Origin of the sequence: Streptomyces stoeckheimensis (assembly GCF_045822005.1) — a bacterium.
Taxonomy (GTDB): Bacteria; Actinomycetota; Actinomycetes; order Streptomycetales; family Streptomycetaceae; genus Streptomyces; species Streptomyces stoeckheimensis.
In genome coordinates this window covers 8153373-8173469 of the sequence record NZ_CP169550.1, presented here as the reverse complement: position 1 = coordinate 8173469, position 20097 = coordinate 8153373, and the positions used below count along the sequence as shown (strand labels likewise).

Annotated in this window: 22 protein-coding genes and 2 pseudogenes; 13 read left to right on the top strand and 11 right to left on the bottom strand. The window is 69.6% G+C overall.

Features of this window, described 5'->3' with window-relative positions:
* Positions 1-532: 532 nt before the first annotated feature.
* Positions 533-1744 carry a pyridoxal phosphate-dependent aminotransferase gene (locus ACE1OC_RS37185; RefSeq protein ID WP_407840707.1) on the bottom strand — a complete coding sequence of 404 codons (1212 nt, stop codon included), beginning with the start codon at positions 1742-1744 and terminating at the stop codon, positions 533-535.
* Positions 1745-1846: 102 nt separating this feature from the next.
* Between ACE1OC_RS37185 and ACE1OC_RS37180 the strand changes: the two genes are divergently transcribed.
* Positions 1847-2497 carry a winged helix-turn-helix transcriptional regulator gene (locus ACE1OC_RS37180; protein ID WP_407840706.1) on the top strand — a complete coding sequence of 217 codons (651 nt, stop codon included), beginning with the start codon at positions 1847-1849 and terminating at the stop codon, positions 2495-2497.
* A gap of 203 nt (positions 2498-2700) precedes the next feature.
* On the opposite strand, the gene ACE1OC_RS37175 is transcribed toward ACE1OC_RS37180, so the two are convergent.
* Positions 2701-4029, bottom strand: a complete 1329-nt coding sequence (locus ACE1OC_RS37175; protein WP_407840705.1) for an MFS transporter — start codon at positions 4027-4029, stop codon at positions 2701-2703.
* A 106-nt stretch (positions 4030-4135) separates the two neighbouring features.
* On the opposite strand from ACE1OC_RS37175, the gene ACE1OC_RS37170 reads away from it, so the two are divergent.
* Both ACE1OC_RS37170 and ACE1OC_RS37165 read left to right on the top strand, forming a co-directional pair.
* Positions 4136-5104 (top strand): ArsR/SmtB family transcription factor, encoded by a 969-nt coding sequence (locus tag ACE1OC_RS37170; RefSeq protein WP_407840704.1) that lies wholly within the window; start codon positions 4136-4138, stop codon positions 5102-5104.
* 16 nt (positions 5105-5120) lie between these two features.
* Positions 5121-5198, top strand: a pseudogene (locus ACE1OC_RS37165) (transposase); the annotation flags it as partial.
* A gap of 52 nt (positions 5199-5250) precedes the next feature.
* Here ACE1OC_RS37165 and ACE1OC_RS37160 read toward each other — a convergent pair.
* The 3 genes and pseudogenes from ACE1OC_RS37160 to ACE1OC_RS37150 all read right to left on the bottom strand — a co-directional run.
* Positions 5251-5310: pseudogene (locus tag ACE1OC_RS37160) on the bottom strand (NUDIX hydrolase); the annotation flags it as partial.
* 1327 nt (positions 5311-6637) lie between these two features.
* The gene (locus ACE1OC_RS37155) at positions 6638-6973 is read right to left on the bottom strand and encodes a hypothetical protein (RefSeq protein ID WP_407840703.1); all 336 of its coding nucleotides are present in this window, start codon (positions 6971-6973) and stop codon (positions 6638-6640) included.
* 63 nt (positions 6974-7036) lie between these two features.
* Entirely contained in the window at positions 7037-7588 is a 552-nt protein-coding gene (locus ACE1OC_RS37150; protein WP_407840702.1) for an EF-hand domain-containing protein, read from the bottom strand.
* A 402-nt stretch (positions 7589-7990) separates the two neighbouring features.
* Between ACE1OC_RS37150 and ACE1OC_RS37145 the strand changes: the two genes are divergently transcribed.
* From ACE1OC_RS37145 to ACE1OC_RS37135, 3 genes are read left to right on the top strand one after another with little or no spacing between them, the layout of a single operon-like run.
* Positions 7991-9868, top strand: coding sequence for a ThiF family adenylyltransferase (locus ACE1OC_RS37145; protein WP_407840701.1), 1878 nt, complete (start codon positions 7991-7993; stop codon positions 9866-9868).
* Positions 9865-10257, top strand: coding sequence for an acyl carrier protein (locus tag ACE1OC_RS37140; RefSeq protein ID WP_407840700.1), 393 nt, complete (start codon positions 9865-9867; stop codon positions 10255-10257). The genes ACE1OC_RS37145 and ACE1OC_RS37140 overlap by 4 nt, the downstream gene beginning before the upstream one ends.
* On the top strand, positions 10254-11258 hold the full coding sequence (locus ACE1OC_RS37135; protein ID WP_407840699.1) for a 3-oxoacyl-ACP synthase III family protein: 1005 nt from the start codon (positions 10254-10256) through the stop codon (positions 11256-11258). The genes ACE1OC_RS37140 and ACE1OC_RS37135 overlap by 4 nt, the downstream gene beginning before the upstream one ends.
* A gap of 581 nt (positions 11259-11839) precedes the next feature.
* On the opposite strand, the gene ACE1OC_RS37130 is transcribed toward ACE1OC_RS37135, so the two are convergent.
* The 5 genes from ACE1OC_RS37130 to ACE1OC_RS37110 all read right to left on the bottom strand — a co-directional run bounded on the left by ACE1OC_RS37130 (position 11840) and on the right by ACE1OC_RS37110 (position 14860).
* Positions 11840-12715, bottom strand: a complete 876-nt coding sequence (locus ACE1OC_RS37130) for a potassium channel family protein (protein ID WP_407840698.1) — start codon at positions 12713-12715, stop codon at positions 11840-11842.
* Between the two features lie 27 nt (positions 12716-12742).
* Positions 12743-13021: a hypothetical protein gene (locus tag ACE1OC_RS37125; protein WP_407840697.1), complete on the bottom strand. Its 279-nt coding sequence runs from the start codon at positions 13019-13021 to the stop codon at positions 12743-12745.
* Between the two features lie 140 nt (positions 13022-13161).
* Positions 13162-13785 carry a DUF305 domain-containing protein gene (locus ACE1OC_RS37120; protein WP_407840696.1) on the bottom strand — a complete coding sequence of 208 codons (624 nt, stop codon included), beginning with the start codon at positions 13783-13785 and terminating at the stop codon, positions 13162-13164.
* 81 nt (positions 13786-13866) lie between these two features.
* Entirely contained in the window at positions 13867-14289 is a 423-nt protein-coding gene (locus ACE1OC_RS37115; RefSeq protein WP_407840695.1) for a DUF6153 family protein, read from the bottom strand.
* A gap of 52 nt (positions 14290-14341) precedes the next feature.
* Positions 14342-14860, bottom strand: coding sequence for an HAD family hydrolase (locus ACE1OC_RS37110; RefSeq protein ID WP_407841800.1), 519 nt, complete (start codon positions 14858-14860; stop codon positions 14342-14344).
* Between ACE1OC_RS37110 and ACE1OC_RS37105 the strand changes: the two genes are divergently transcribed.
* The 3 genes from ACE1OC_RS37105 (at position 14771) to ACE1OC_RS37095 (ending at position 16295) form a co-directional block, all read left to right on the top strand.
* Positions 14771-14953, top strand: a complete 183-nt coding sequence (locus tag ACE1OC_RS37105; protein WP_407840694.1) for a hypothetical protein — start codon at positions 14771-14773, stop codon at positions 14951-14953. The genes ACE1OC_RS37110 and ACE1OC_RS37105 overlap by 90 nt on opposite strands.
* Positions 14954-15341: 388 nt before the next feature.
* Entirely contained in the window at positions 15342-15623 is a 282-nt protein-coding gene (locus ACE1OC_RS37100) for a hypothetical protein (RefSeq protein WP_407840693.1), read from the top strand.
* A gap of 189 nt (positions 15624-15812) precedes the next feature.
* Positions 15813-16295, top strand: a complete 483-nt coding sequence (locus tag ACE1OC_RS37095; protein ID WP_407840692.1) for a hypothetical protein — start codon at positions 15813-15815, stop codon at positions 16293-16295.
* A gap of 132 nt (positions 16296-16427) precedes the next feature.
* Here ACE1OC_RS37095 and ACE1OC_RS37090 read toward each other — a convergent pair whose 3' ends face one another.
* On the bottom strand, positions 16428-16787 hold the full coding sequence (locus ACE1OC_RS37090; RefSeq protein ID WP_407840691.1) for a zinc ribbon domain-containing protein YjdM: 360 nt from the start codon (positions 16785-16787) through the stop codon (positions 16428-16430).
* Positions 16788-17190: 403 nt separating this feature from the next.
* Between ACE1OC_RS37090 and ACE1OC_RS37085 the strand changes: the two genes are divergently transcribed.
* From ACE1OC_RS37085 to ACE1OC_RS37070, 4 genes are read left to right on the top strand one after another with little or no spacing between them, the layout of a single operon-like run.
* Positions 17191-17532, top strand: coding sequence for an ArsR/SmtB family transcription factor (locus tag ACE1OC_RS37085; RefSeq protein WP_407840690.1), 342 nt, complete (start codon positions 17191-17193; stop codon positions 17530-17532).
* 41 nt (positions 17533-17573) lie between these two features.
* Complete coding sequence (locus ACE1OC_RS37080; protein WP_407841799.1) at positions 17574-19253, top strand: SulP family inorganic anion transporter; 1680 nt, start codon at positions 17574-17576, stop codon at positions 19251-19253.
* A complete protein-coding gene (locus ACE1OC_RS37075; protein ID WP_407840689.1) occupies positions 19250-19672 on the top strand; it encodes a pyridoxamine 5'-phosphate oxidase family protein in 423 nt (140 codons plus the stop codon). Before ACE1OC_RS37080 ends, ACE1OC_RS37075 begins: the two co-directional genes overlap by 4 nt.
* Positions 19673-19689: 17 nt before the next feature.
* Positions 19690-20094, top strand: coding sequence for an ATP-binding protein (locus tag ACE1OC_RS37070; RefSeq protein ID WP_407841798.1), 405 nt, complete (start codon positions 19690-19692; stop codon positions 20092-20094).
* The last annotated feature ends 3 nt before the right edge of the window (positions 20095-20097 follow it).

The following is a 20097-nucleotide window of genomic DNA, read 5'->3' as shown; positions in this document are numbered from 1 at the left end:
CGTTCCGTGACGGCTCGTACTGGAAGTGTCGGCCACCGGCAGGACGATCCGTCAGTTGCGTCCGGCCGTGTCCCGCCGTCTTGCCGGATGGTGCCGCACTCGGGTGCGCCCGGTCTGACGGGGAGGTGCGTGGCGAGTCGCTCCCACACGACGGGCATGCCCAGCACCGCCCCGCCCCGCCCCGGGCGTGTTCGGCGGCAAGCGCGAGCATGTCGGAATCCAGGGCGGCGAGTACGCGGTGCGGCGAGGCACCCTTTCCGGGTGGCCCGCGGCAGTATCCATCCCGTCCCCGTCCCCGCCCACGGTCACCACGTCGGCCGCCAGCGCGGCACCGCCGACATGGACAACGAGGTCCGAGGCACCCGGCTCGCCGTCGAGTCCGTGGGGTACATGGCCGCGACCGGTTCGTCGACCGTCCCCGACGGCCCGAGGCCGGCCGCGGCGCAGGCGCGTACAACCGCCCGTCGCTGGACCTCGCCGATTGTCCGTTTCCGGACGTCCCGTCCGGGCCCCCGGACCTCGCGGACCTCGCCTACTGGCGGTACCCGCTCAGGAAGCGGCCGATCCGGCTGATCGCCGCGTCCAGGTCGTCGGCGTATGGCAGGGTCAGGATCCGGAAGTGGTCGGGGCGGGGCCAGTTGAACCCCGTGCCCTGGACGACCTGGATCTTCTCCCGCAGCAGCAGGTCCAGCACGAACCGCTCGTCGTCGTGGATCGGGTGCACCTTGGGGTCGATGCGCGGGAACGCGTACAGCGCGCCTTTCGGCTTCACGCAGGACACGCCGGGGATCTCGTTCAGCTTCTCCCAGGCGCGGTCGCGCTGTTCGAGGAGGCGCCCGCCGGGGGCGGTCAGCTCCTTGATGGACTGGCGTCCGCCGAGCGCGGCCTGGATGGCGTACTGGGCCGGGGCGTTGGGGCACAGCCGCATGGAGGCGAGCATGGTCAGCCCCTCCAGGTAACTGCGCGCATGCTGCCGGGGGCCGCTCACCACCAGCCAGCCGGACCGGAACCCCGCCACCCGGTACGTCTTCGAGAGCCCGCAGAAGGTGAGGACGACCAGGTCGGGGGCGAGGACGGCGGCGTGGTGGTGGACCTCGTCGTCGTACAGGATCTGGTCGTAGATCTCGTCGGAGAAGACCATCAGACCGTGGCGGCGCGCGAGTTCGAGGATGCCCTCCAGGATCTCCCGGGGGTAGACGGCGCCCGTGGGGTTGTTCGGGTTGATGATGACCACGGCCTTGGTGCGGTCCGTGATCTTGGACGCCATGTCGTCGAGGTCCGGGTACCAGTCGGCGGACTCGTCGCAGACGTAGTGCACGGCCTTGCCGCCCGCGAGGGTGGTCACGGCGGTCCAGAGCGGGAAGTCGGGGGCGGGGATGAGGACCTCGTCCCCGTCCTCCAGCAGTGCCTGGACGGCCATGGAGACCAGCTCGGAGACACCGTTGCCGAGGAAGACGTCGTCCACCGTCACATCGGTCAAGCCGATCGCCTGGTAGCGCTGGACGACGGCCCGGCGGGCGGAGAGCACCCCGCGCGCGTCGGTGTACCCGTGGGCCTGGGGGAGCATTCGGATCATGTCCTGAACGATCTCCTCCGGCGCCTCGAAGCCGAAGGCGGCCGGGTTGCCGGTGTTGAGCCGCAGCACGCTGTGACCCGCCTCCTCCAGCGCGTTGGCGTGCTCGATCACCGGGCCCCGGATCTCGTAGCAGACCTCGCTGAGCTTGCTCGACTGCCTGAACTCCATGCCGTGCCTTCCCTGTTCCCGCTGTTCCCGCACTCCGGACTACCTGCTTGGTTTTACCAAGTAGAAGCTTGGAAAGTCCAACATCCTGTCTAGACTCGCTGCATGTCACCTCGTCAGCCACGCCGCCGAAGCTACGACCAGTACTGCGCCTCGGCCCGCGCCCTGGACGCGGTAGGGGACCGATGGACCCTGCTGATCGTCCGGGAGCTGCTGGCCGGCCCCCGCCGGTACACCGACCTCCACGCCGACCTGCCGGGCGTCTCCACGGACGTACTGGCCGGCCGGCTCAAGGACATGGAGGCGCAGGGCCTGGCGATCCGCCGCAAGCTGCCGCCGCCGGCGCCCGCGACCGTGTACGAGCTGACCTCACGCGGCGCCGAACTACTGCCCGTGCTCACGGCACTCGCCGAATGGGGCGCCCCCGACCTCGCCGAACGCCGCCCCACCGACGCGCTGCGCGCGCACTGGTACGCCCTCCTCCTGCTACGCCGCCTCCCGGCGACCGGGGGCCCGGCCGTGGTCGACGTGGTCCTCGACGAGGGCGTGTTCCACGTCCGCCTCGGCCCGACCCAGGGGGACGTGCCCGTCTACGGGGACGGGCCCGCCGACGCGGCGGACGCACGCCTCGTGCTCGACGCCGACACCTGCCGGGAGCTCGGCGAGGGCGCGCTCGGCGTGGCACAGGCCGTCAGGGCAGGCCGCCTCCAGGTGCACGGCGAGGGCCCGGTGGCCGCCGCGCTGCGCGGGGACTGACCCGCGCAGCTCTAGGGCCTGTCGTCAAAATCCCGTCGTCGCCCGAAGGGCGGCCGCGCGGCGTCTGGTGCGTGCTCTCGGCGTGCCGGGCGGAAGCCCGCGTACTGGACGTACTCGGCTTCCGTCCGGTGCGGCGAGAGCGCGTGCCAGGCGTCGCGCGGCAGACGGGAGTTTGACGACAGGCCCTAGGGGCCCGCGCCGCGTCACGAAGCGGTACGGCACGTCCCCCGGCCGGATCCGCGCAGGGCGCCCCCGGCGGCCCCCGCGGGCGGGAGCTCGCGACGCCCGCGCAGCGGGGAGACCAGGGTCGGTACGCAGGCCAGGCAGAGCAGGGCTCCGCCTGACCAGAGGGCCGCGCCGGGAGACCCGTAGGAACCGATGGCACCGGCCAGGGCGGCGCCGAGGGCCATGGCCCCGGTGAGGACGAAGCGGAAGGTGGCGTTCATACGGCCGAGCAGGGTGTCCGGGGTCAGGCGCTGGCGAAGGCTCACTCCGAGGACGTTGCCCGTCCCCGTCCTGACGGCGAAGAGGAACCATCCGGCACCCGCCACCCACAACCAGATGCCCCGGTCCATCAGGGGTACCAGGAGTCCCGTCGGGGCGAGGCAGGCGTCCGCGAGGACCAGCGCCCGCCCGTGCCCGAACCGGTCGGCGAGCCGGCGTGCGCATCGGGCTCCGAACAGCAGGCCGACTCCTCCGACCGCCCAGAACAGGCCCAGTGCGCCTGCGGACAGTCCGAGTTCGCGGGTGAAGACGACGGGCAGCATCGTGTTCACCATGACCGTCCCGAGGTTGCCGAGTGCCCCGGTGAGCGCGAGGGCGCGCAGTTCCCCGTGGCGCAGGACGTGCCGCAGGCCCTCGGCGATCCGGGCGCGCAGGCTCGGGCCCCGGCGGGGGCCGTCGGCCGTGCCCGGGATGTCAGCGGCATCGCCGCGTTCCATGCGGATCAGCCGGAGCCCGGATCCCAGGTGGCCCACCGCCGCGCACACCAGAGCGACCGGTGCGCCGAGGAGCTGGACGAGCGCGCCCCCCGCGCCCCGGCCCGCGACGTTGCCCGCGGCCATCAGGCTCACCATGGCGGAGTTGGCCGGGACCAGGGCCTCGGGGCGGACCAGCTGCGGCAGGGCGCTCTGCGCGGCCACGTCGGAGAAGACGGTCGCAACCCCGCTCAGGAACACCGCCGCGCAGAGCCCTTCGAAGGTCAGGACGTCCCACCACCAGGCCAGCGGGATCCCGGCGAGCAGGATGCCGCGCAGCAGGTCCGCGGCGACGAGGACCGTACGGGGCCGTACGCGGTCGACCCATGCCCCCGCCGGCAGGCCGATGAGGAGGAACGCCGCCGTGCCCAGGGCGGCCAGCACCCCGACCTGCCCGGGGCCCGCGTCAAGGGCGAGTACGGCGATCAGCGGGATGGTGACGTAGGAGACGTTCGTACCGACAACGCCGAGAACTGATGCGGAGAAGAGCACGCGGAAGCCGCCCGATCGCCACGGGGAGTGCGCGTCGACGGTCGCGGGGAGGTGTCTGGGCATGCCCGTCACGGTGCCGGTCATCGCAGCTCCGACCGAATGTTTTAGCCTGTCCTAAATCCATGGCGTACGGACGGCCTCCATGGTCTTCCAGGGAGGAGGGCACCCGGTGCTCGAGATCGAGTTCTCGGCCGAGGACGTCGCACGGACCCGCTTCGCCATCTCGCCGCTCTGGGAGGTCGTGGCGGGGGTACGGATCCTGTCCGGCGCCGACGAGCAGGTGCTGCACCGCCGGTGGGCCGGGCAGGCACGCGACCGGATCGCGGCCGCACGCATCGATCTGAGCCCGCTGACCGCGCTGGTGCCGGTGACGGCCACCTCCGTCCCCGGCTTCCTCTGCCCTCCGCCCAGCACGTCCGGCCCGTCGCTCGGCGTGGAGCTGGCCGCCCTGCGCGCCACCCCGCCCGAACGGCTGCGCGCCTCCGCGCCCGAGGCGCAGGCCGGCATCGAGGCACTGCGGGCGGATCCCGGGCGCGGGCTCGGGCGCCTCACCGATGCCATCGCCGCGTTCTGGGAGCTCGCGATGGCCCCGTACTGGCCCCGCATCCAGATGCACTTGGAGGCCGACATCCACTACCGGGCCCGCCGTTTCGCCGAAGACGGCACGCACAGCCTCTTCGAGGACTTCGCACCCCAACTGTCCTGGTCGTCAGGGACTTTGAAGGTCAAGCACCGCTTCCTGCGGGGCGTGCGACGACTCGACGGACGAGGGCTGCTGCTCGTGCCGTCGGCGTTCGTGTGGCCTCGGGTCTTCGCGACGACGGACGCCGTGTACCAGCCGACGCTACGGTATCCGCCGCGCGGCATCGGAACGCTGTGGGAGGCCCCGCCGGGATTGGCCTCCGCGGCCCTGTCCCGGGTGCTCGGGCGCTCCCGGGCGCGGCTCCTCGCGGAGCTCACCGCACCCGCCGCGACGACCGAACTGGCCCGGCGCACCGGCCTCACCGCCGGCGCGGTGTCCCAGCACCTCGGAGCGCTCCGCGCCGCCGGTCTGGTGTCGGCGCACCGGGCGGGGCGGGTCGTGCTCTACTCACGGACGGGTGTGGCGGAGGAACTCCTCACGGGCGCCGGCCGGTAGCCCGGTGCGGGAACGTCGACAGGTCCTGAACGGGATCCTGTGGAAACTGTCGACGGGGGCTGCCTGGCGGGACCTGCCCGAGCGGTTTGGGCCATGCGGACGATGTCGGCCTTCCCCGCGATCTCCTCGTGGATCTCCCGGTGGAGCGCGGCCTCCCGGGACTCGTCGCTCTCCTCGACCCCTCCGCCGGGCAGCCCCCAGTACACGGGGGTTTCGGGCTCGGTGCGGCCGACTGCCCCCGCCCCCTCCGGCTCCGTATCCCCAGACGTCGGTGTGGAGTTGGCTGCAATTGCCCCCTGCTGTTCGGTGCGGGTCGACTGGATGTTCGGCGTCAGCAAGGGCGCCCAACTGCTGGGGGCGGGGTCTCCAATCGAGGGGCGCTGAAGGGCTGGGTGGACCTCCACCGAGGCCACAACGTGGATCACTATCGCCTGAACTCCGGTTGTTTCAAGGTAAGTTGTGGCTGAAATGAGGTTCTTGCTGTCGATCACGCAGCGTGCCTACATTGAGCGGACCCTTCCGGCATGAGCGGGTGAGGGCAGGGACCTAGCGCGGAGGGGGAGGCACATGAGCCTCAGGTCACTTCTCCGTACGTCTAGCCTGTTACGTTGCGGCAACCCTTCGGCCTCTTGAGGCAGCTGAGCCTAGGCAGGCCTGTGTTCATGGGCGCCTCAGGCGACGCCTCCGGAGTCGGCCAACCCTCGTCGAAGCGCGCGATCGCTTCTTCTCGACTTCGATAAATCGAAGCCATGCCGCAATGCTGCTGTGGTGACGTCGTGAACCGCGCCGGTTCATCAGGGGTGCGCTCCTCGAACGGACATCGCAGCAACCCGCTCCGTTCGAAGGGCCCAACGGGATGTCCGCAGTTCTAGAACTTCTCAGCCCACGTCACGTCCTGTCAGCACTGCGCCTCGTTCCGCTACTGATCGTCGTCCTACTCTTGGCCCCAGCTTGGCTGTCATGGATCTTTCTACCTCGGCCGAGGCAAGAGCTGGTCATCGAAGTAATGCAGAAGCTAATCGAGTGGACGAAGGCCACCAAGGCATAGCTGCGCCTTCTCCAACCCGACTTCGACGGCGAGGTGTTGGAGGCGGTCAGCCGTACGGAACGACGAAGCGCCTGGCAGACGGATGTCTACGCCTCGTCGATCGACTGTCCAGCGGTACCGTGCGCCACCTGGCCCGCCTACCGTGCGGGGACACCTACGATTGGCTCGCCGCCGGGTTCCGCATCACCGTCGCGGCCGCGTACCGATACGTTCGCGAGGTGATCGACGTCCTCGTCGCAGCCGCACCGTCACTAGCGTGGCCTAACGCGCTTCCGGCAGCGCGGGGGCGCACGGTTGTACGCAGACGCGCTGCAGGGTTCGCCGACCGACTATCGGCGAGGAATCCCTGCCGCGGGCATGCGCACCGGGCACCCGCGGGTGACCGCGGTCGCAGCCCCTACCGCCTCCGGACATGGCTGCGGCCCGCCCCGGAGCAGGGGACGGGCCCTTGCCGTCGGTCGCGTTGGGCCCTCAGGCCAAGTGGGTCAGAGCCACATCGGGGCGGTGCAACCGAGGACGACCGCCTCGGTGAAGAGGATGCCGATGAGCGCGGCGAGCGGGACGGAGTACCAGTTGCTGCCGCCGAGGTACCCGGTCAGGTAGCGGGTGGGGATCGTGTTGCTGATCGGGAAGCCCAGGGTCGCGAAGCCCAGGAAGTAGAGCGCGAGGCGCTTGCTGGTGATCAGGAGCTCGTTGCCGAACTCGTCGAGCTTCCAGCGCTTGACCAGGCTGGTCTCGACCGGCGCGGGCGCCGGGGCCGGGGCGGCGACCGAGGTGTCCCTGGCGGCCGGCGTCTCGAGTCGCAACCAGATCGCGGACACCGTCGTCAGTATCGCCGTCGGCCCTGCGATGGCCTCGGCCAGAGGGAGCGCGTTCGAAGCCGATCAGAACGGGCCGTAGAGCCAGTTGCCAGGGGCATCCGGGTCCTCGCTGGTGAAGAACTCCACCACGGCGGCGCCGATTTCGGCCGGATCCAGCGTGCCGTCTCCGTCGCGGTCCAGGCGGCGGAACGCCTCCTCCATCCGCTGTGCGGGGACCCCACCGATTGCCTGGCTGAGCCGCAGGTACTCGTCCAGCCCGATCAGTCCGTCGTCCTCGACGCCAGTGAGGGCGATCCAGGCCGAGGCCCCCGCGTGAAGAGTCTCCAGCAGAGTGACAGGACTGGCGGCGACCGACCGTCGGATCCCCTGCTCGAAAGCTTTGAGGTCGAGACGGCCGCCCCCGAGATCGACGTGGGCGAGGTGGTCTTCCCACAGCCGGTGCAGGGCGTCGCGGAGCGCCCGGATCCGGTCCGGCCGCCCCGGGAACACGTCGGCCATCCGGTCGGCTACGGCGGCTAGGTCGTCCTCCCCGAGGAAGCCGTCCTGGTCGGCGTCGAGCAGCGTGAACATGTAGTGCATCTTGCGGGTCAACACCGGGGTGACGGTATCGGCCATGAGGGCTCCTCCATGTAGCGGGGGACGTCAATGCGGTTCCGGACCATCCTTGGCGGGCCCGATCGCCGGAACCCGCGCCCATCACCCGTCCGGGCGTGGGGAACAGGCATCCGGTTGTCATCCGCTCGGCGGCAAATCAGGCAGCATCACCCCCTGGGCGAGGCCGGCACCGATGGCAAGGGCCGGGCGTCAGGGCGCCAACTCCGGCCGCGCCAAGGGTTCAAACGCATTGCGCCCGTCCCCGGTCCCCTGCACGTCACCCCTCGCCGGGAAGTTCCTGACGATCACGACGACGAGCGCGCAACCGATCATCGGCGCACTCGTTGTGATCTTGGGTGCGCTAGGCGTGCGCCCCCGGAGCACAGCTGAGCAATATGCGCTAGTCGAAGTGGGTTACTGGTTGTGAAAAACATTCATACGACCACGGGCGTTGCGTGGCACGTATCCGCGTTCCGCGTCGAAGCGGGCCGGTCAGGGGACGCTGAGCTGGTCGGGTGGGTCCGTGAGCTGAGGGCCAGGATTCTCTTCGACCACGGCCGCCGGCCCGACTTCCAGACACTGGACGGCGGATACGCCGACGACCAGGAACTGGACTTCGGCGCATGGCACTTCATCGGAAGGCGGGAGGCGGGAGGCCCGCCGTTGGGGTACGTGCGGCTTTCGACACCGGAGACGGGCGACCTTTTCCAGACCCGGGCATATTTGGGCGCCGAGCGCTACGACGAAGTACTCCGGGAGAACGGCCTCGGCGCTGCGGAAACGTTTGAGCACAGCCGCCTGGTGGTGGAGCACCAGGCGCGCAGGCTGGGCCTGGGAATCCATCTGAACGCCTTCGCCATGGGCGCCGCGCGCTTCCTGGGAGCCAAGGCGATGATCGGGACCTCGGGTACCGCCGACGGGCAGGACCGGTTCCACGAGCGGTTCGGTTTCCGCCCCGTCCCGGGCACGCGCCGCTATGTCGAGCACTACACCGAAGACGTGGTGATCATGCTGTACCGCCCCGGGTTCTCGGCAGGCGAGTTCAGCGGGCTCATCGAGCAAGTGGAGGAAGTCTTTCCTGCTTCGGTCGTCCCCGCCCGCCATGCCGGGCTGAGCACTGCGCCACGGCCCGGCGCAGCCCCGCAGGACCTCGTACACCCGTCCTCCACCCGTCTCACGGTCGCGGCCACCGCCACGAGCGGCGATCCACGTTCCGGCGCGTGCTGGCAGCCCGTGCTCTTCACCCCGGAGCTCGAGCAGGACCGGATCGGCCTGCAGAGTCTGATCGACTCGGGTGAGGTCCGCGAGGTGATGGACACGATCTCGGATCAGCTGACGGAGCTGGTCACCAGCCGTGAGCCCCGTCTGCGTTCCTCTCCGGACGCCGTGCAGCGGGCCGTGGCGGAACAACTGGCCGGCACCAGCCCGCAGGAGTACGGGACATGGATCTGGTACCCGTGGTCCGGACGCCTGGTGCACCTGCTGCCCCGCGACGAGTTCCGCCTCGTACGCACCGACCGCAACCGCGGACGGATCGACCGGGCCCAGCAGCGCCGGCTGCTGGGACGCCGCGTGGGCATCATCGGTCTCTCGGTCGGCAGCAGCGCCGCCCTGACCTTCGCTATGGAAGGCATCGGCGGATCGTTCAAGCTGGCCGACTTCGACTCCCTCAGCGTCTCGAACCTCAACCGCCTGCGCGCGGGCGTGCATCACCTGGGCCTGAACAAGTGCGTGCTCGCGGCCCGGCAGATGCTGGAGATCGACCCCTGGCTGGACATCGAGCTCTACCAGGGCGGTCTGACCGACGACACCATGGACGACTTCTTCACCGGCGGTGCGGGCCCCATCGACCTCCTGGTCGAAGAGTGCGACACCCCCTACGTCAAGATCGCCGCCCGCGAGCGCGCCCGGGCCATGGGCATCCCGGTCGTCATGGACGCGAACGACAGGGGCCTGCTGGACGTGGAGCGCTTCGACCTCGAACCCGACCGCCCCCTCCTGCACGGCCTTCTCGGAGAGACGACCTCCAGCGACCTCAAGGACCTCACCCACGAGGAGATGGTCGACGTCATCCTCACCATGGTCGACCGGGAACGCATCAGCCCGGAGCTGACGGCCTCCATCTCCCAGATCGGCGTCACCCTCAGCAGCTGGCCACAACTCGCCTCCGGAGTCGCACTGGGCGGCGCCCTCACCGCCGACGCCGCGCGCCGCATCCTCCTGGGCCAGCCCCGCCCGTCGGGACGCTTCTACACCGACTTGGAGATCCTCACCGCCGGCGACCGCAGCACCATCACATGAAGTTCAGCCCGAGGATCGATGCCATCGCACGCCGTATCGCCGGAACACGCCGTCCTGGCCGGCGGCTGACCGACACCACACTCAAAAGACCTCTCCGCGCTGTCCACCGAGATGGGAAATCCACCATGTCCACAACATCTGACGTTCTGCAGCGGGTCACAGCCCTTGTCGCCGCCGTCGCCGATCGTCCGGTCGATGAAATCACCGCGGAATCCCGGCTTGTCGAAGACCTCGACCTCGACTCGCTCCAGGTGGTGGAGATCGCGGTCCGGGCCGAGGAGGAATTCGGCAGTCCCGTCGACGACTCGCTACTGGCCGAACAGGGCGTGACCGTGGCCCACTGTGCACGCGTGGTTCAGCAAGCGAACGCCCAGGAGGTCCGCACGTGACCGGTCCGGTGCCGTCCCTCGCATTCGGGATCCAGGGCCTGGGTGTCCACATCCCGCAGCGCCGGGTCAGCAATGCGGAAATCGCCAGCCAGTACGGGGTGGACCCGGAGTGGATCGAGCGCATGACCGGTGTCAGGCAACGGCAGTACGCGGAGCCCGCCCAGGCCACGTCCGACCTCGCAGTCTCGGCCGCCGAACACGCCCTCGCCGATGCACACCTGTCACCCCGGGACATCGACGTCATCCTCGTGGCCACGAGCACCCCGGATCAGCTCGCGGTCTCCACGGCCTGCCGGGTACAACACCGTCTCGGCGCTGACCGGGCCTGGGCCACCGACGTCGGCGGAGCATGCGCGAGCTTCCTCTACGCCTTGAAAACCGCCCGCGACATCCTCGCCGCATCCCATCCCGAAGGGCACGCCCTGGTCATCGGAGCCGAGACGTTCTCCAAGTTCCAAAATCCCGTCGACCGCTCCACGGGCGTCCTGTTCGCCGACGGTGCCGGCGCCGCTGTGGTAGGCCCGGCAACCACGGGAAAGGGGATCTTGTGCAGCGCACAGGGAACCGACGGCGCACTCGCCGACATCGTGGGGATCCGCGCCGGCGGCAGCGCACAGCCGACGACCGAACACACCCTCTCCGAAGGCGGGCACTACCTCCACATGAACGGAAAGGCAGTCGCCGCATACTTCCACGACGTCTTCCCCAAGATCGTCGACAGACTCGTCCAGCTGTCCGGTCTACCCCTGAACGAGATCGACCTCGTCATCCCGCATCAAGCAAATCCCCGCATGCTGCGTGCCCTGAGTCGTGCGCTGGGCATCTCCGCCTCACAACTCGTCGTCACCGCCGATACTTTCGGCAACACGGGCGCGGCCTCCATTCCCATGGCCCTGCACGTGGCACGGGACCAGGGCCGCCTCCGCCCGGAGAACACCGTTCTCCACGTCGCTGTCGGCGCGGGAATGAGCTGGGCCGGAACCGTCCAGCGTTGGTTGTGACCCACACTCCGGCGGTCGCGCTGCTGAAAGGGCGAGCTCTCGAGCAGTGCGCGCTTCCGAATTGAATGCAGCTGCCCGGGACTCCCCTGGTGGCGCGGCTGGCGTTCCCGAACGGCAACCTCGCGATACGGGTCCGGGACCACCTGACGGGAGCCCTCTCCCACGAACCGCTCTCAGGGGGCGTTCGGGATGCTCTGGAGCTGTCGCTGGGGGGTGTCAGCGTTCACGCGATTCCCCATCTCGTCCTCCTCCGTCCCCGCGTGCCGGCCTTGACATGCCGTGCCTCCGGAGAGGGCCGCCCGGGAAGGTGTGGCATCCCCATGGGGACGACGGCGCAACTCCGACGTCCCCATGTCCCATTCCGTGACGTTGGGGGTGGGAAAATCGACGGCGTTCACAGGGGGGTTGTCGCACCGGTCCAGCCGGTGGCGGCGCCGATCTCGTCGTCGCCCTGCCGTTGCCGGCCTGGCGTCGTGGGGAGCGACTGGCTCTCCGGGAAGCGGCGGGGATCGTCTGCACAGCGGGGCCTGTGGCCATGTGCTCCCTGGGTGGCACGGAGCATTCCTCGGGACGACGCGCCCTCAGGCACCGGCATGGCGTCCGTGGTCGCGGGCAAAGGCGTCGAAGACGGTTCGCGTCGCGCTACGGGTGTGAAGGAAGCGCTGGTCGAGGATGACTGCGAGGTCCTCCAGAGCGGCCCGGAGTACGGCGGCCGAGAGGCGGACATCAGGATGGCGGGCAACGGCCGCCTGGTCGGCCAGGTGGTCGGCGTACGCGATGTGGAGTGCCAAGGACGTCCGGTCATCGCCGTCGTGGAAATAGTAGGACTCGGCGTACTGCATGAAGTCGACCGAGATCACCGAGATCCCAACGGCCAGGCTGTCGAGGACCGCCGCCCCCGCGTCCGTGTCGATCTGATCCGTCGTGGGGTGCGTGCGGGCGAGATGGGACAGGCGCAGCGCCAGGGCGCGGCGGCGGGCCAGTGCCGGGTAGATGCCGAGGGTCCACGAGACGGTCGCGGTCAGGAGGGCGAACCCGACGAGGGCCTCCAGAGGAGCAAGGATCCGCAGCCATCCCTCGGTGGGTGCGATGTCGCCGAGGCCTAGGGTGGAGACGTTGACCAGGGAGATGTACAGCGCGTCGACGAATGAGGCGTGGTCGGCGGGCCGAAGTCCGGCGGCATAGGTGAACGCTTCCGGCATGTGCGGCCAGTAGATCAGCGCCCAGCCCAAGACCACGGTCAGGGCCCACACCCCGACCACGGCGACCATGGCCACGGGGCCGGCCAGGCCAGAGGCCCGACGGCGCGATGTCAACGAGGAGGACAGCCGCCACAGACCGGTCATGACCAGTCGACTCAAGCCACCGTGGCGCGTGGGATGCCAAAGCGTGTGGAACACGTCCCGCAGGACGAACAACACCAGGACCACACCCGCCACGTTGAACAACCAGGTCATCCGGCTTCCCCTTCCTGCGTCCGCCACTCACCTTTCCGCACGGAAGGGCCGGTCCACCGGAGCCGCGCACAGCATCGACCCATTCACCGCAGGGATGTGCGCCTCCGGTCCGGCACCGCGTCCCGGTTCGGGGAAGGGGTCGCGGCCGTCGATGAGGATGGTCGGGGAGCCGATGAAGCCGATCCGCCGTTCCGCCTCGGCCTGGTCGGTGATGACCCTTGTGGCGATCGTGGTGCTGCTCCCGATGTCCTCGAGCACACGCCGCAGCCGCTCGGTTGCGGGCTTGTGGTGCGGGCAGTCGGGCACGACGAGGAGGTGGATCCGTATGTCTTCAGGGTCCCCCGACCGGGCCGTAGAGTCCGTACGCCCGCGGTCCGTGCCGGCCGGTGCGGCTTGCCCAGGAGGAGGAAGCCAGGACGCCGCACCAGACCGGGCTCGGTTGGCGTTCAGCCGGCAAGCATCGTCCGCATGAGGGCGATCTCGGCGGTCTGGGAGGTGATGATGCTGTCGGCGAGGGCCTTCGCGGGACCGTAGGCGCCTTGCTCCTTCTCCGTCTTGGCCATGTCGATCGCGCCCTCATGGTGCTCGATCATCATGGTCAGGAACATCGTGTCGAAGGCATTGCCCTTGGCGTTCCCGAGCCGGTTGATGTCCTGGTCACCCATCATCCCGGGCATGCCGGAGTCGTCGTCGCCGTGCCCCATCCCGGTGCCGGTGGGAACCTTCTCGCCCCATGCCTCGAGCCAGCGGGTCATGGTGTCGATCTCGGGCTTCTGCGCCTTCTTGATCTTTTCCGCGAGTTCCTTGACCTCGTCGGAGGCGCCATGGGATTCGACCATGTCGGACATGACGATGGCCTGCCGGTGGTGGGGGATCATTCCTTGCGCGAAGGCGACGTCCGCCTGGTTGTGCCGGTCGGCCTCCGTGGAAGCCGGGGCGGTGGTGGTCGCGGCGGTCGTGCCGGGCGTGCTCGTACTGTCGCTGCTGCCGCAGGCGGCCAGGACCAGGCCGGCAGTGGCCGCGGTGGCCGCCAGGGCCGCGCGACGCGGCAGGGATCGGTTCGTGTTCATTTCGCTGAGCTCCAGTGATCGGATGCGAACAGGAAGCGCGGTGTGCGGCACCGTGGGGGGCGCGGGCCGCAGACGGGGCTCCTATATCCGCAGGAGCTGCAGTCCGGCGAGTGAGGGCGGTGCCCGCCCTCCAGCCGGCTCGTAGGCCACCGCGATCGGCCACAGGACCGGGGCATGGGCGCCATGCGCCGTGGTGGCGACCGACTCGGTGTCCGCGGCGGCGATACCGGGGGAACCCGGCACGGCAGCCGACGCGCACATCTGGTCCGTGTGGATGACATGGCGACCCGTGTCGCGATCGTCGTCGGGGCATCGGTACTGCGAGCCGGGGGCTGCGAGGGCTGCCGCCACGTGGTGGGAGGTGTGCTCGGTGGCGCCTGCCGACGGCAGGGCGGCGGCGCCCAAGGCGTGCATGCCGAGCAGCCCGACGATGACGGCGAGGACGAGCAGCATGGTGAGCCGCAGCAGGGGCTGCGGCTGCGTGCGGGGCTCGCGGCCGGTCACATTTTCCACGGTAGAACGCACCCGGGCACTGCGCAGCGCGGCCCGGGCGGCACTACTCGCCACCGCGAACGCCTCCCCCGGCCGGGCCCGTGGGGGCTGGGCGGGGCAGGCGCTTGAGGGCGAGCGCGTTCAGCGCGACGATGATGCTGGATCCGTACATGGAGGGGGCAGCGATCTCGGGGCGGAGGATCAGGCCGGTGGCGGGTTCGAAGACGCCTGCGGCGATGGGCAGGGCGATGGCGTTGTAGCCGATGGCCCAACCGAGGTTCTGGCGCATCGTGCGCAGAGTGCCGCGGCCGATGCGCAGGGCGGTGGGGACGTCGAGGGGGTCGGACCGCATCAGGACGAGGTCGGCGGTCTCGATGGCGACGTCGGTGCCGGCGCCGATGGCGATGACGGTGTCGATGCCCAGGCGCTGCGCGATCCGTTCGGCGGTGGCCTGGTTGTCGCCGGTGACCATGACGACCTCAACGCCCAGGGCGTGCAGTTCGCTCACGGCGGCGGCAGCGGTCTCCCGGGGCGCGTCGGCGATGCCGATCAGGGCGACTGCCCGGCCGTCGACGGCGGCGATGACGACGGTGCGGCCGGTAGCAGCAAGCTCCTCGCGCCGACCGGTCAGGCCCCCGAGGCCGACCCCTCTGTCAGACGGCTGCTGCCCGCATGATCTCGCCGACGCTGTCGCTCCGGCGAGCCTTTACCCACGGTCAGAGCTTCTTCCGAGCTTCAAGACGCCAAAGGCGGGGGGCCTCCGGGCCAGGAATCAGGCCGAGCTCGCCACCGAAACCCGCTGGTTCTTCCACCGCCGACTCGCAAGATCCACTTCGGCAGGGACAGCCATCCAGCACCCCCAGCGCTCACCTCGCACGACTAGGTTCGCTGGCCAGGAAGTCGCAACGGCTGTGTTCGCTGTCAGATCGCCTCGCTTGGATGACAACGGACAGCCCCGCCCATCACCGCCGTGTGTCGGGACACCTGATCCGTCGCAGGGAAGGTGAGCATTGTCACCGAAGGCTGCTTCATCCTGGAGGCCCAGACCAACGAAGGAGGCGGCGATGATCGCGAGGGTGGCAGTGTGGGAGCCGATGCCAGCTGACGACCGGGGCTGGGTGCTAGATGCCGTCGCAGCCGTGCCCGGTGTCCACGGCGCGTACCACCTCGTCGATCCTGCTACCGGCAACGGGCTGTCCGTCGCCTTCTTTGAGGACGAAGCCGCAGCTCAGGCCGCACACAAGGCCATCGAGGAGCGCGCCGAGGAGATCGGCTGGAACGAGACCGGGGCCCAGCACCCGGCGCCCGTGTCCCAGACGATCTATCAGGTCGTCCGCCACGTGTAGCGCGCGGCGCCGGGAAGCGCGTGTGCTCGAGTGTCCATTGACAAGGAAGTTGGTCCAGCGCGGGTCCCTGACCTGGAGCGACCAACTTGGATGCCAAACGGCCCTGCGTCCCCCGCGCGCCCATAGGGCTGTGCGGGCATGCTCTGAGGGCCTGTGCAACGTCGAGACGGTCCGTGACACCCTGGGGCAATGCTCTTGGGTGATCACGTAAACAGTGTCGAGCTCTGCCCCCTGCGCTATCAGTTCTCCGAGGTCAACGGCGACTCCTACGATGACAACTGGCTGGTCGTCGCAGGCACTGCAATGACCCCGGAAGGCACCTGGTCTTTCACCGATCCCTGTCTGCTGACCGATGAGGCCCGCGAGGTGGCCGCTTGGCTGCGCGCCGTGGCTGCAGGGACGGTTGAGGTGACTGGGCCAGAGGTTGACGGCTACCTGTCCCCGGACACGTGGTTCATCGAGCCGGTCATGGCCTTCAGTCTCGCCGGTCGCAGTGACGCCGGTGCAGTGATTCGCGTCCACCTGTCCATGGAGGCGGCACCCCCATGGCAGCAGGGTGAGAACGGTCCGGACATCTACCAGTACTTCGTGAAGGCTCGGGTAGACACAGCCGCTCTGCTCCACGCGGCCGAACAGTGGGATCTCGCATTGGCTTCACTTCCCGCCCGTTGACCGGAGTCACCGGTACGACTGGGTTCGCTGTCAAACGCCTCGCTTGGATGACAACGGACAGCCGCCGAGAGCGCCCGCCTGCCGGAGTGCACCCGAAAGTGTTGATCAGGCTCTCCGAAACCGGGAGCCAGGTCAGGCCTTCTTGACCACGCTCGACTTGAGCTGCATGGCACCGAACCCGTCGATCTTGCAGTCGATGTCGTGGCCGTCGACGCCGTCGACCAGGCGGATGTTGCGCACCTTGGTGCCCGCCTTGATCCCCGACGGGCTCCCCTTGACCTTGAGCGCCTTGACGACGGTCACGGTGTCACCGTCGCTCAGCATGTTCCCGACGGCATCCTTGATCACCCGCGCGCCCGAGGCGCTCTCGTCATCCGTCCCGGTCGCAGCGGGAACCCACTCATGGGCGCACTCCGGGCAGACCATCAGCGCGTTCATCTCGTAGGTGTACTCGCTGGAGCACTTCGGGCACGGGGGCAGGCTCGCCGTCATCTGTTCTGTCCTAGCTCGGTACGTACATGCGGGGCTTGAGGCACCCGCGCCATGGCGAGACGAGGATATCTTAATTGCAAACTTCTGCAATTCCCTGTACTCAAAGGGCGCCGCGTCCGTTCATGGCGGCGCAGCGCACGCACGCACGCGCGCGGGAGGCTGAGGACACAGTCGAGGACGACCGACGCCGGCACGGAACCCGCCGGAGGGGCCCCGCCGACGGGGGATGCGGCGGGGCCCACGCCGTGACGTTACAGCCTCCGGGACGGGAACGGTCGCAGAATCCACGAATTGCAAAATTATGCAATTTCGTAGATGCTGTACTGCCCGCGCCCGTAGGTAGCCGCGGGCACAGGCCCAGCCACTTCCCCGGCGCCCGGGGCGATGAGAAGGATGCGAGACCATGCCTGTTCCCCTGTATCAGGCCAAGGCCGACTTCTTCCGCATGCTCGGGCACCCCGTACGGATAAGGGTCCTGGAGCTGCTGCAGGACGGGCCGATGCCAGTACGGGACATCCTGGCCGCGATCGAGGTCGAGCCCTCGGCGTTGTCGCAGCAGCTCGCGGTGCTGCGCCGCTCGGGGATCGTGACCTCGGTCCGTGACGGCTCGACGGTGGTCTACGAACTGGCGGGTGGGGACGTCGCGCAGCTGATGCGGGCGGCTCGGCGGATTCTGACCGAGGTGCTGACCGGGCAGAGTGAACTCCTAGAGGAACTGCGCGAGTCCGAGGTCCCCGCACAGTGAATACCGTGCTGACCGCCGCACTCGACCGGGTCCGCTCCTTGATGCCGGCCCGGGGCGATTTCGAGGTGATGCGCCGAAGCCCCCGCGGGGACCTGCTGGCCGGTCTCACCGTCGCGATTGTCGCTCTGCCGCTCGCGCTCGGCTTCGGGGTTTCCTCCGGGCTCGGCGCAGAGGCCGGGCTTGCCACCGCCGTGGTCGCGGGTGCGCTCGCCGCGCTGTTCGGCGGGTCGAACCTTCAGGTGTCGGGGCCCACGGGTGCGATGACGGTGGTTCTGGTGCCGATCGTCGCCCAGTACGGGCCCGGCGGGGTGCTGACCGTCGGGCTGATGGCCGGTGTCCTCCTGATCGCCCTGGCACTGCTGAAGGCCGGGCAGTACATGCGCTACGTGCCGGCGCCGGTAGTGGAGGGCTTCACTCTCGGTATCGCGTGCGTGATCGGACTTCAGCAGATACCGGGCGCGCTCGGGGTACCCGAGCCGGACGGCGAGAAGGTACTCGCCGTTGCCTGGCGGGCCGTCGTCGAGTTCGCGCACGCCCCCAACTGGACGGCCAGCGCGCTCTCACTCGGCGTCGCCGCCGTGATGCTGCTCGGCGCCCGCTGGCGGCCCACCGTCCCGTTCTCCATCGTGGCGGTCATCGCCGCGACCGTGATCGTCCAGGTCTTCCACCTGGACGCCGCGGCGCCCATCGGAGATCTGCCGTCCGGGCTGCCCGCGCCCTCCCTGGCCTTCCTCGACCTGTCCGCGCTGGGTTCGCTGCTCGCTCCGGCGGTTGCGGTGGCAGCTTTGGCCGCGCTGGAGTCGCTGTTGTCGGCCACGGTCGCGGACGGGATGACGGTCGGGCAGAAGCACGACCCGGACAAGGAGCTGTTCGGGCAGGGCATCGCGAACCTGGCCGCCCCGCTGTTCGGCGGCGTGCCGGCCACTGCGGCGATAGCCCGTACCGCGGTCAACGTCCGCACCGGTGCCTCGTCCCGGCTCGCCGCCTTGACGCATGCCGCCGTGCTCGCGGTGATCGTGTTCGCCGCCGCGCCCCTGGTCTCCAAGATCCCACTCGCCGCCCTGGCGGGGGTGCTGCTGGCGACCGCGATCCGGATGGTCGAGGTCGGCTCGCTCCGGGCAATGGCGAAGGCGACCCGCTCGGACGCCGTCGTGCTGGTCCTGACGGCGGCCGCCACCTTGGTCCTCGATCTCGTCTACGCGGTGATCATTGGCCTCGTCGTGGCCGGGGCGCTCGCCCTGAAGGCGGTCGCGAGCCAGGCGCGGATGGACCAGGTGGATTTCCGCCCGGACCTGCCCGGCGAGCACAGCGATGAGGAGCACGCGCTGCTCGCCGAGCACATCGTCGCCTATCGCATCGACGGGCCCGTCTTCTTCGCCGGCGCGCACCGCTTCCTGCTGGAGCTGTCGGAGGTCTCCGACGTGAAGGTGGTGATCCTGCGCATGTCCCGCGTCACCACGATGGACGCCACCGGCGCCCTCGTCCTGAAGGACGCGGTCCAGAAACTCAACCGGCGTGGCATCGCCGTCATGACGTCCGGCATCCGACCCGGTCAGCGCCAAGCGCTGGAGGCCGTCGGTGCACTCGACCTGCTGCGGCACGAGGGCCGGGAGTACGCCACCACGCCCGAGGCGATCGCAGGCGCCCGCAAGCATCTGGAGCAGGCAGGGCTGCTGCCTCTCAAGCACCGTCCGCACCGCATCCGGAAGGCCGCACGATGACCGTCCCCGCCGACCGCCTCATGATCGACGTCTCCGGCACCGAGGCCCTGTGGCTCCTCGAAGGCTCTGCCCAAGGACGCCTGGTCTACGTCCAGCGCGAGCACGCTCTCGTCCGCCCGGCCACCCACGTCATGGAGTACGGGCGCCTGATCGTCCGCACGCCCGTGCAGGCCGCGGCGATCCCCGGCAGGGCGGTGCTGACCTATCACGCGGACGAGATCCGCACCCCGACCGGCACCGGATGGACGGTGACGGCCCACGGCCCCGCCGACATCATCACTGACCCGGACGAGGCCGCGCACTACCGGCGGACGCTGCCCGGCTGGGCCCACGGCCCGCACGACACGCTGGTGCGCATCCACCCGCAGCAGGTGTCGGGGTTCCGTCTCGCCCGCCCCGTTCAGGGGGCCGGGCGGTGAGCGTCGAGGTCCAGACCATGTCCTACCGGCACGTGCTGAGCGTCCCCGCCATGGGCTCGGCCGTACGTATCGCCCGGGAGACGGCCGAACTGGTGCTGGTCGAGTGCGGTGTGGGCCTGCGGCATCCGAGCGTCGGGCCGGGGCTGCTGATCCTGGCCGAGCTGGTCACCAACAGCGTCCGCCACGCCGTCGTGCTGTCGCCGATGATCACGGTGACCTTTGCGCACGGGGCGGGTGCGTACGCGTTCGCCGTCCACGACCGTCACCCCTACCAGCCGGCCCTCTTCGGGGCGCTGGCCACGGCTCCGGGCAGCGGGCTGGCCACCGTCGTCGAGATGACGATGGAGCTTGGCGGGACCGCAGTGGTCCGGCCGGATGCGGACGGGCACGGCAAGAGCATCTGGATCACCCTTCCCTTGTGAGAC

What these genes read in the sequence shown, in the direction of transcription:
- ACE1OC_RS37185 (WP_407840707.1), bottom strand. Translation starts at nt 1,744, where the DNA reads ATGGAGTTCAGGCAGTCGAGCAAGCTCAGCGAGGTCTGCTACGAGATC.
- ACE1OC_RS37180 (WP_407840706.1), top strand. Translation starts at nt 1,847, where the DNA reads ATGTCACCTCGTCAGCCACGCCGCCGAAGCTACGACCAGTACTGCGCC.
- ACE1OC_RS37175 (WP_407840705.1), bottom strand. Translation starts at nt 4,029, where the DNA reads ATGCCCAGACACCTCCCCGCGACCGTCGACGCGCACTCCCCGTGGCGA.
- ACE1OC_RS37150 (WP_407840702.1), bottom strand. Translation starts at nt 7,588, where the DNA reads ATGGCCGATACCGTCACCCCGGTGTTGACCCGCAAGATGCACTACATG.
- ACE1OC_RS37140 (WP_407840700.1), top strand. Translation starts at nt 9,865, where the DNA reads ATGAAGTTCAGCCCGAGGATCGATGCCATCGCACGCCGTATCGCCGGA.
- ACE1OC_RS37130 (WP_407840698.1), bottom strand. Translation starts at nt 12,715, where the DNA reads ATGACCTGGTTGTTCAACGTGGCGGGTGTGGTCCTGGTGTTGTTCGTC.
- ACE1OC_RS37120 (WP_407840696.1), bottom strand. Translation starts at nt 13,785, where the DNA reads ATGAACACGAACCGATCCCTGCCGCGTCGCGCGGCCCTGGCGGCCACC.
- ACE1OC_RS37100 (WP_407840693.1), top strand. Translation starts at nt 15,342, where the DNA reads ATGATCGCGAGGGTGGCAGTGTGGGAGCCGATGCCAGCTGACGACCGG.
- ACE1OC_RS37095 (WP_407840692.1), top strand. Translation starts at nt 15,813, where the DNA reads ATGCTCTTGGGTGATCACGTAAACAGTGTCGAGCTCTGCCCCCTGCGC.
- ACE1OC_RS37090 (WP_407840691.1), bottom strand. Translation starts at nt 16,787, where the DNA reads ATGACGGCGAGCCTGCCCCCGTGCCCGAAGTGCTCCAGCGAGTACACC.
- ACE1OC_RS37085 (WP_407840690.1), top strand. Translation starts at nt 17,191, where the DNA reads ATGCCTGTTCCCCTGTATCAGGCCAAGGCCGACTTCTTCCGCATGCTC.
- ACE1OC_RS37080 (WP_407841799.1), top strand. Translation starts at nt 17,574, where the DNA reads ATGCCGGCCCGGGGCGATTTCGAGGTGATGCGCCGAAGCCCCCGCGGG.
- ACE1OC_RS37075 (WP_407840689.1), top strand. Translation starts at nt 19,250, where the DNA reads ATGACCGTCCCCGCCGACCGCCTCATGATCGACGTCTCCGGCACCGAG.
- ACE1OC_RS37070 (WP_407841798.1), top strand. Translation starts at nt 19,690, where the DNA reads ATGTCCTACCGGCACGTGCTGAGCGTCCCCGCCATGGGCTCGGCCGTA.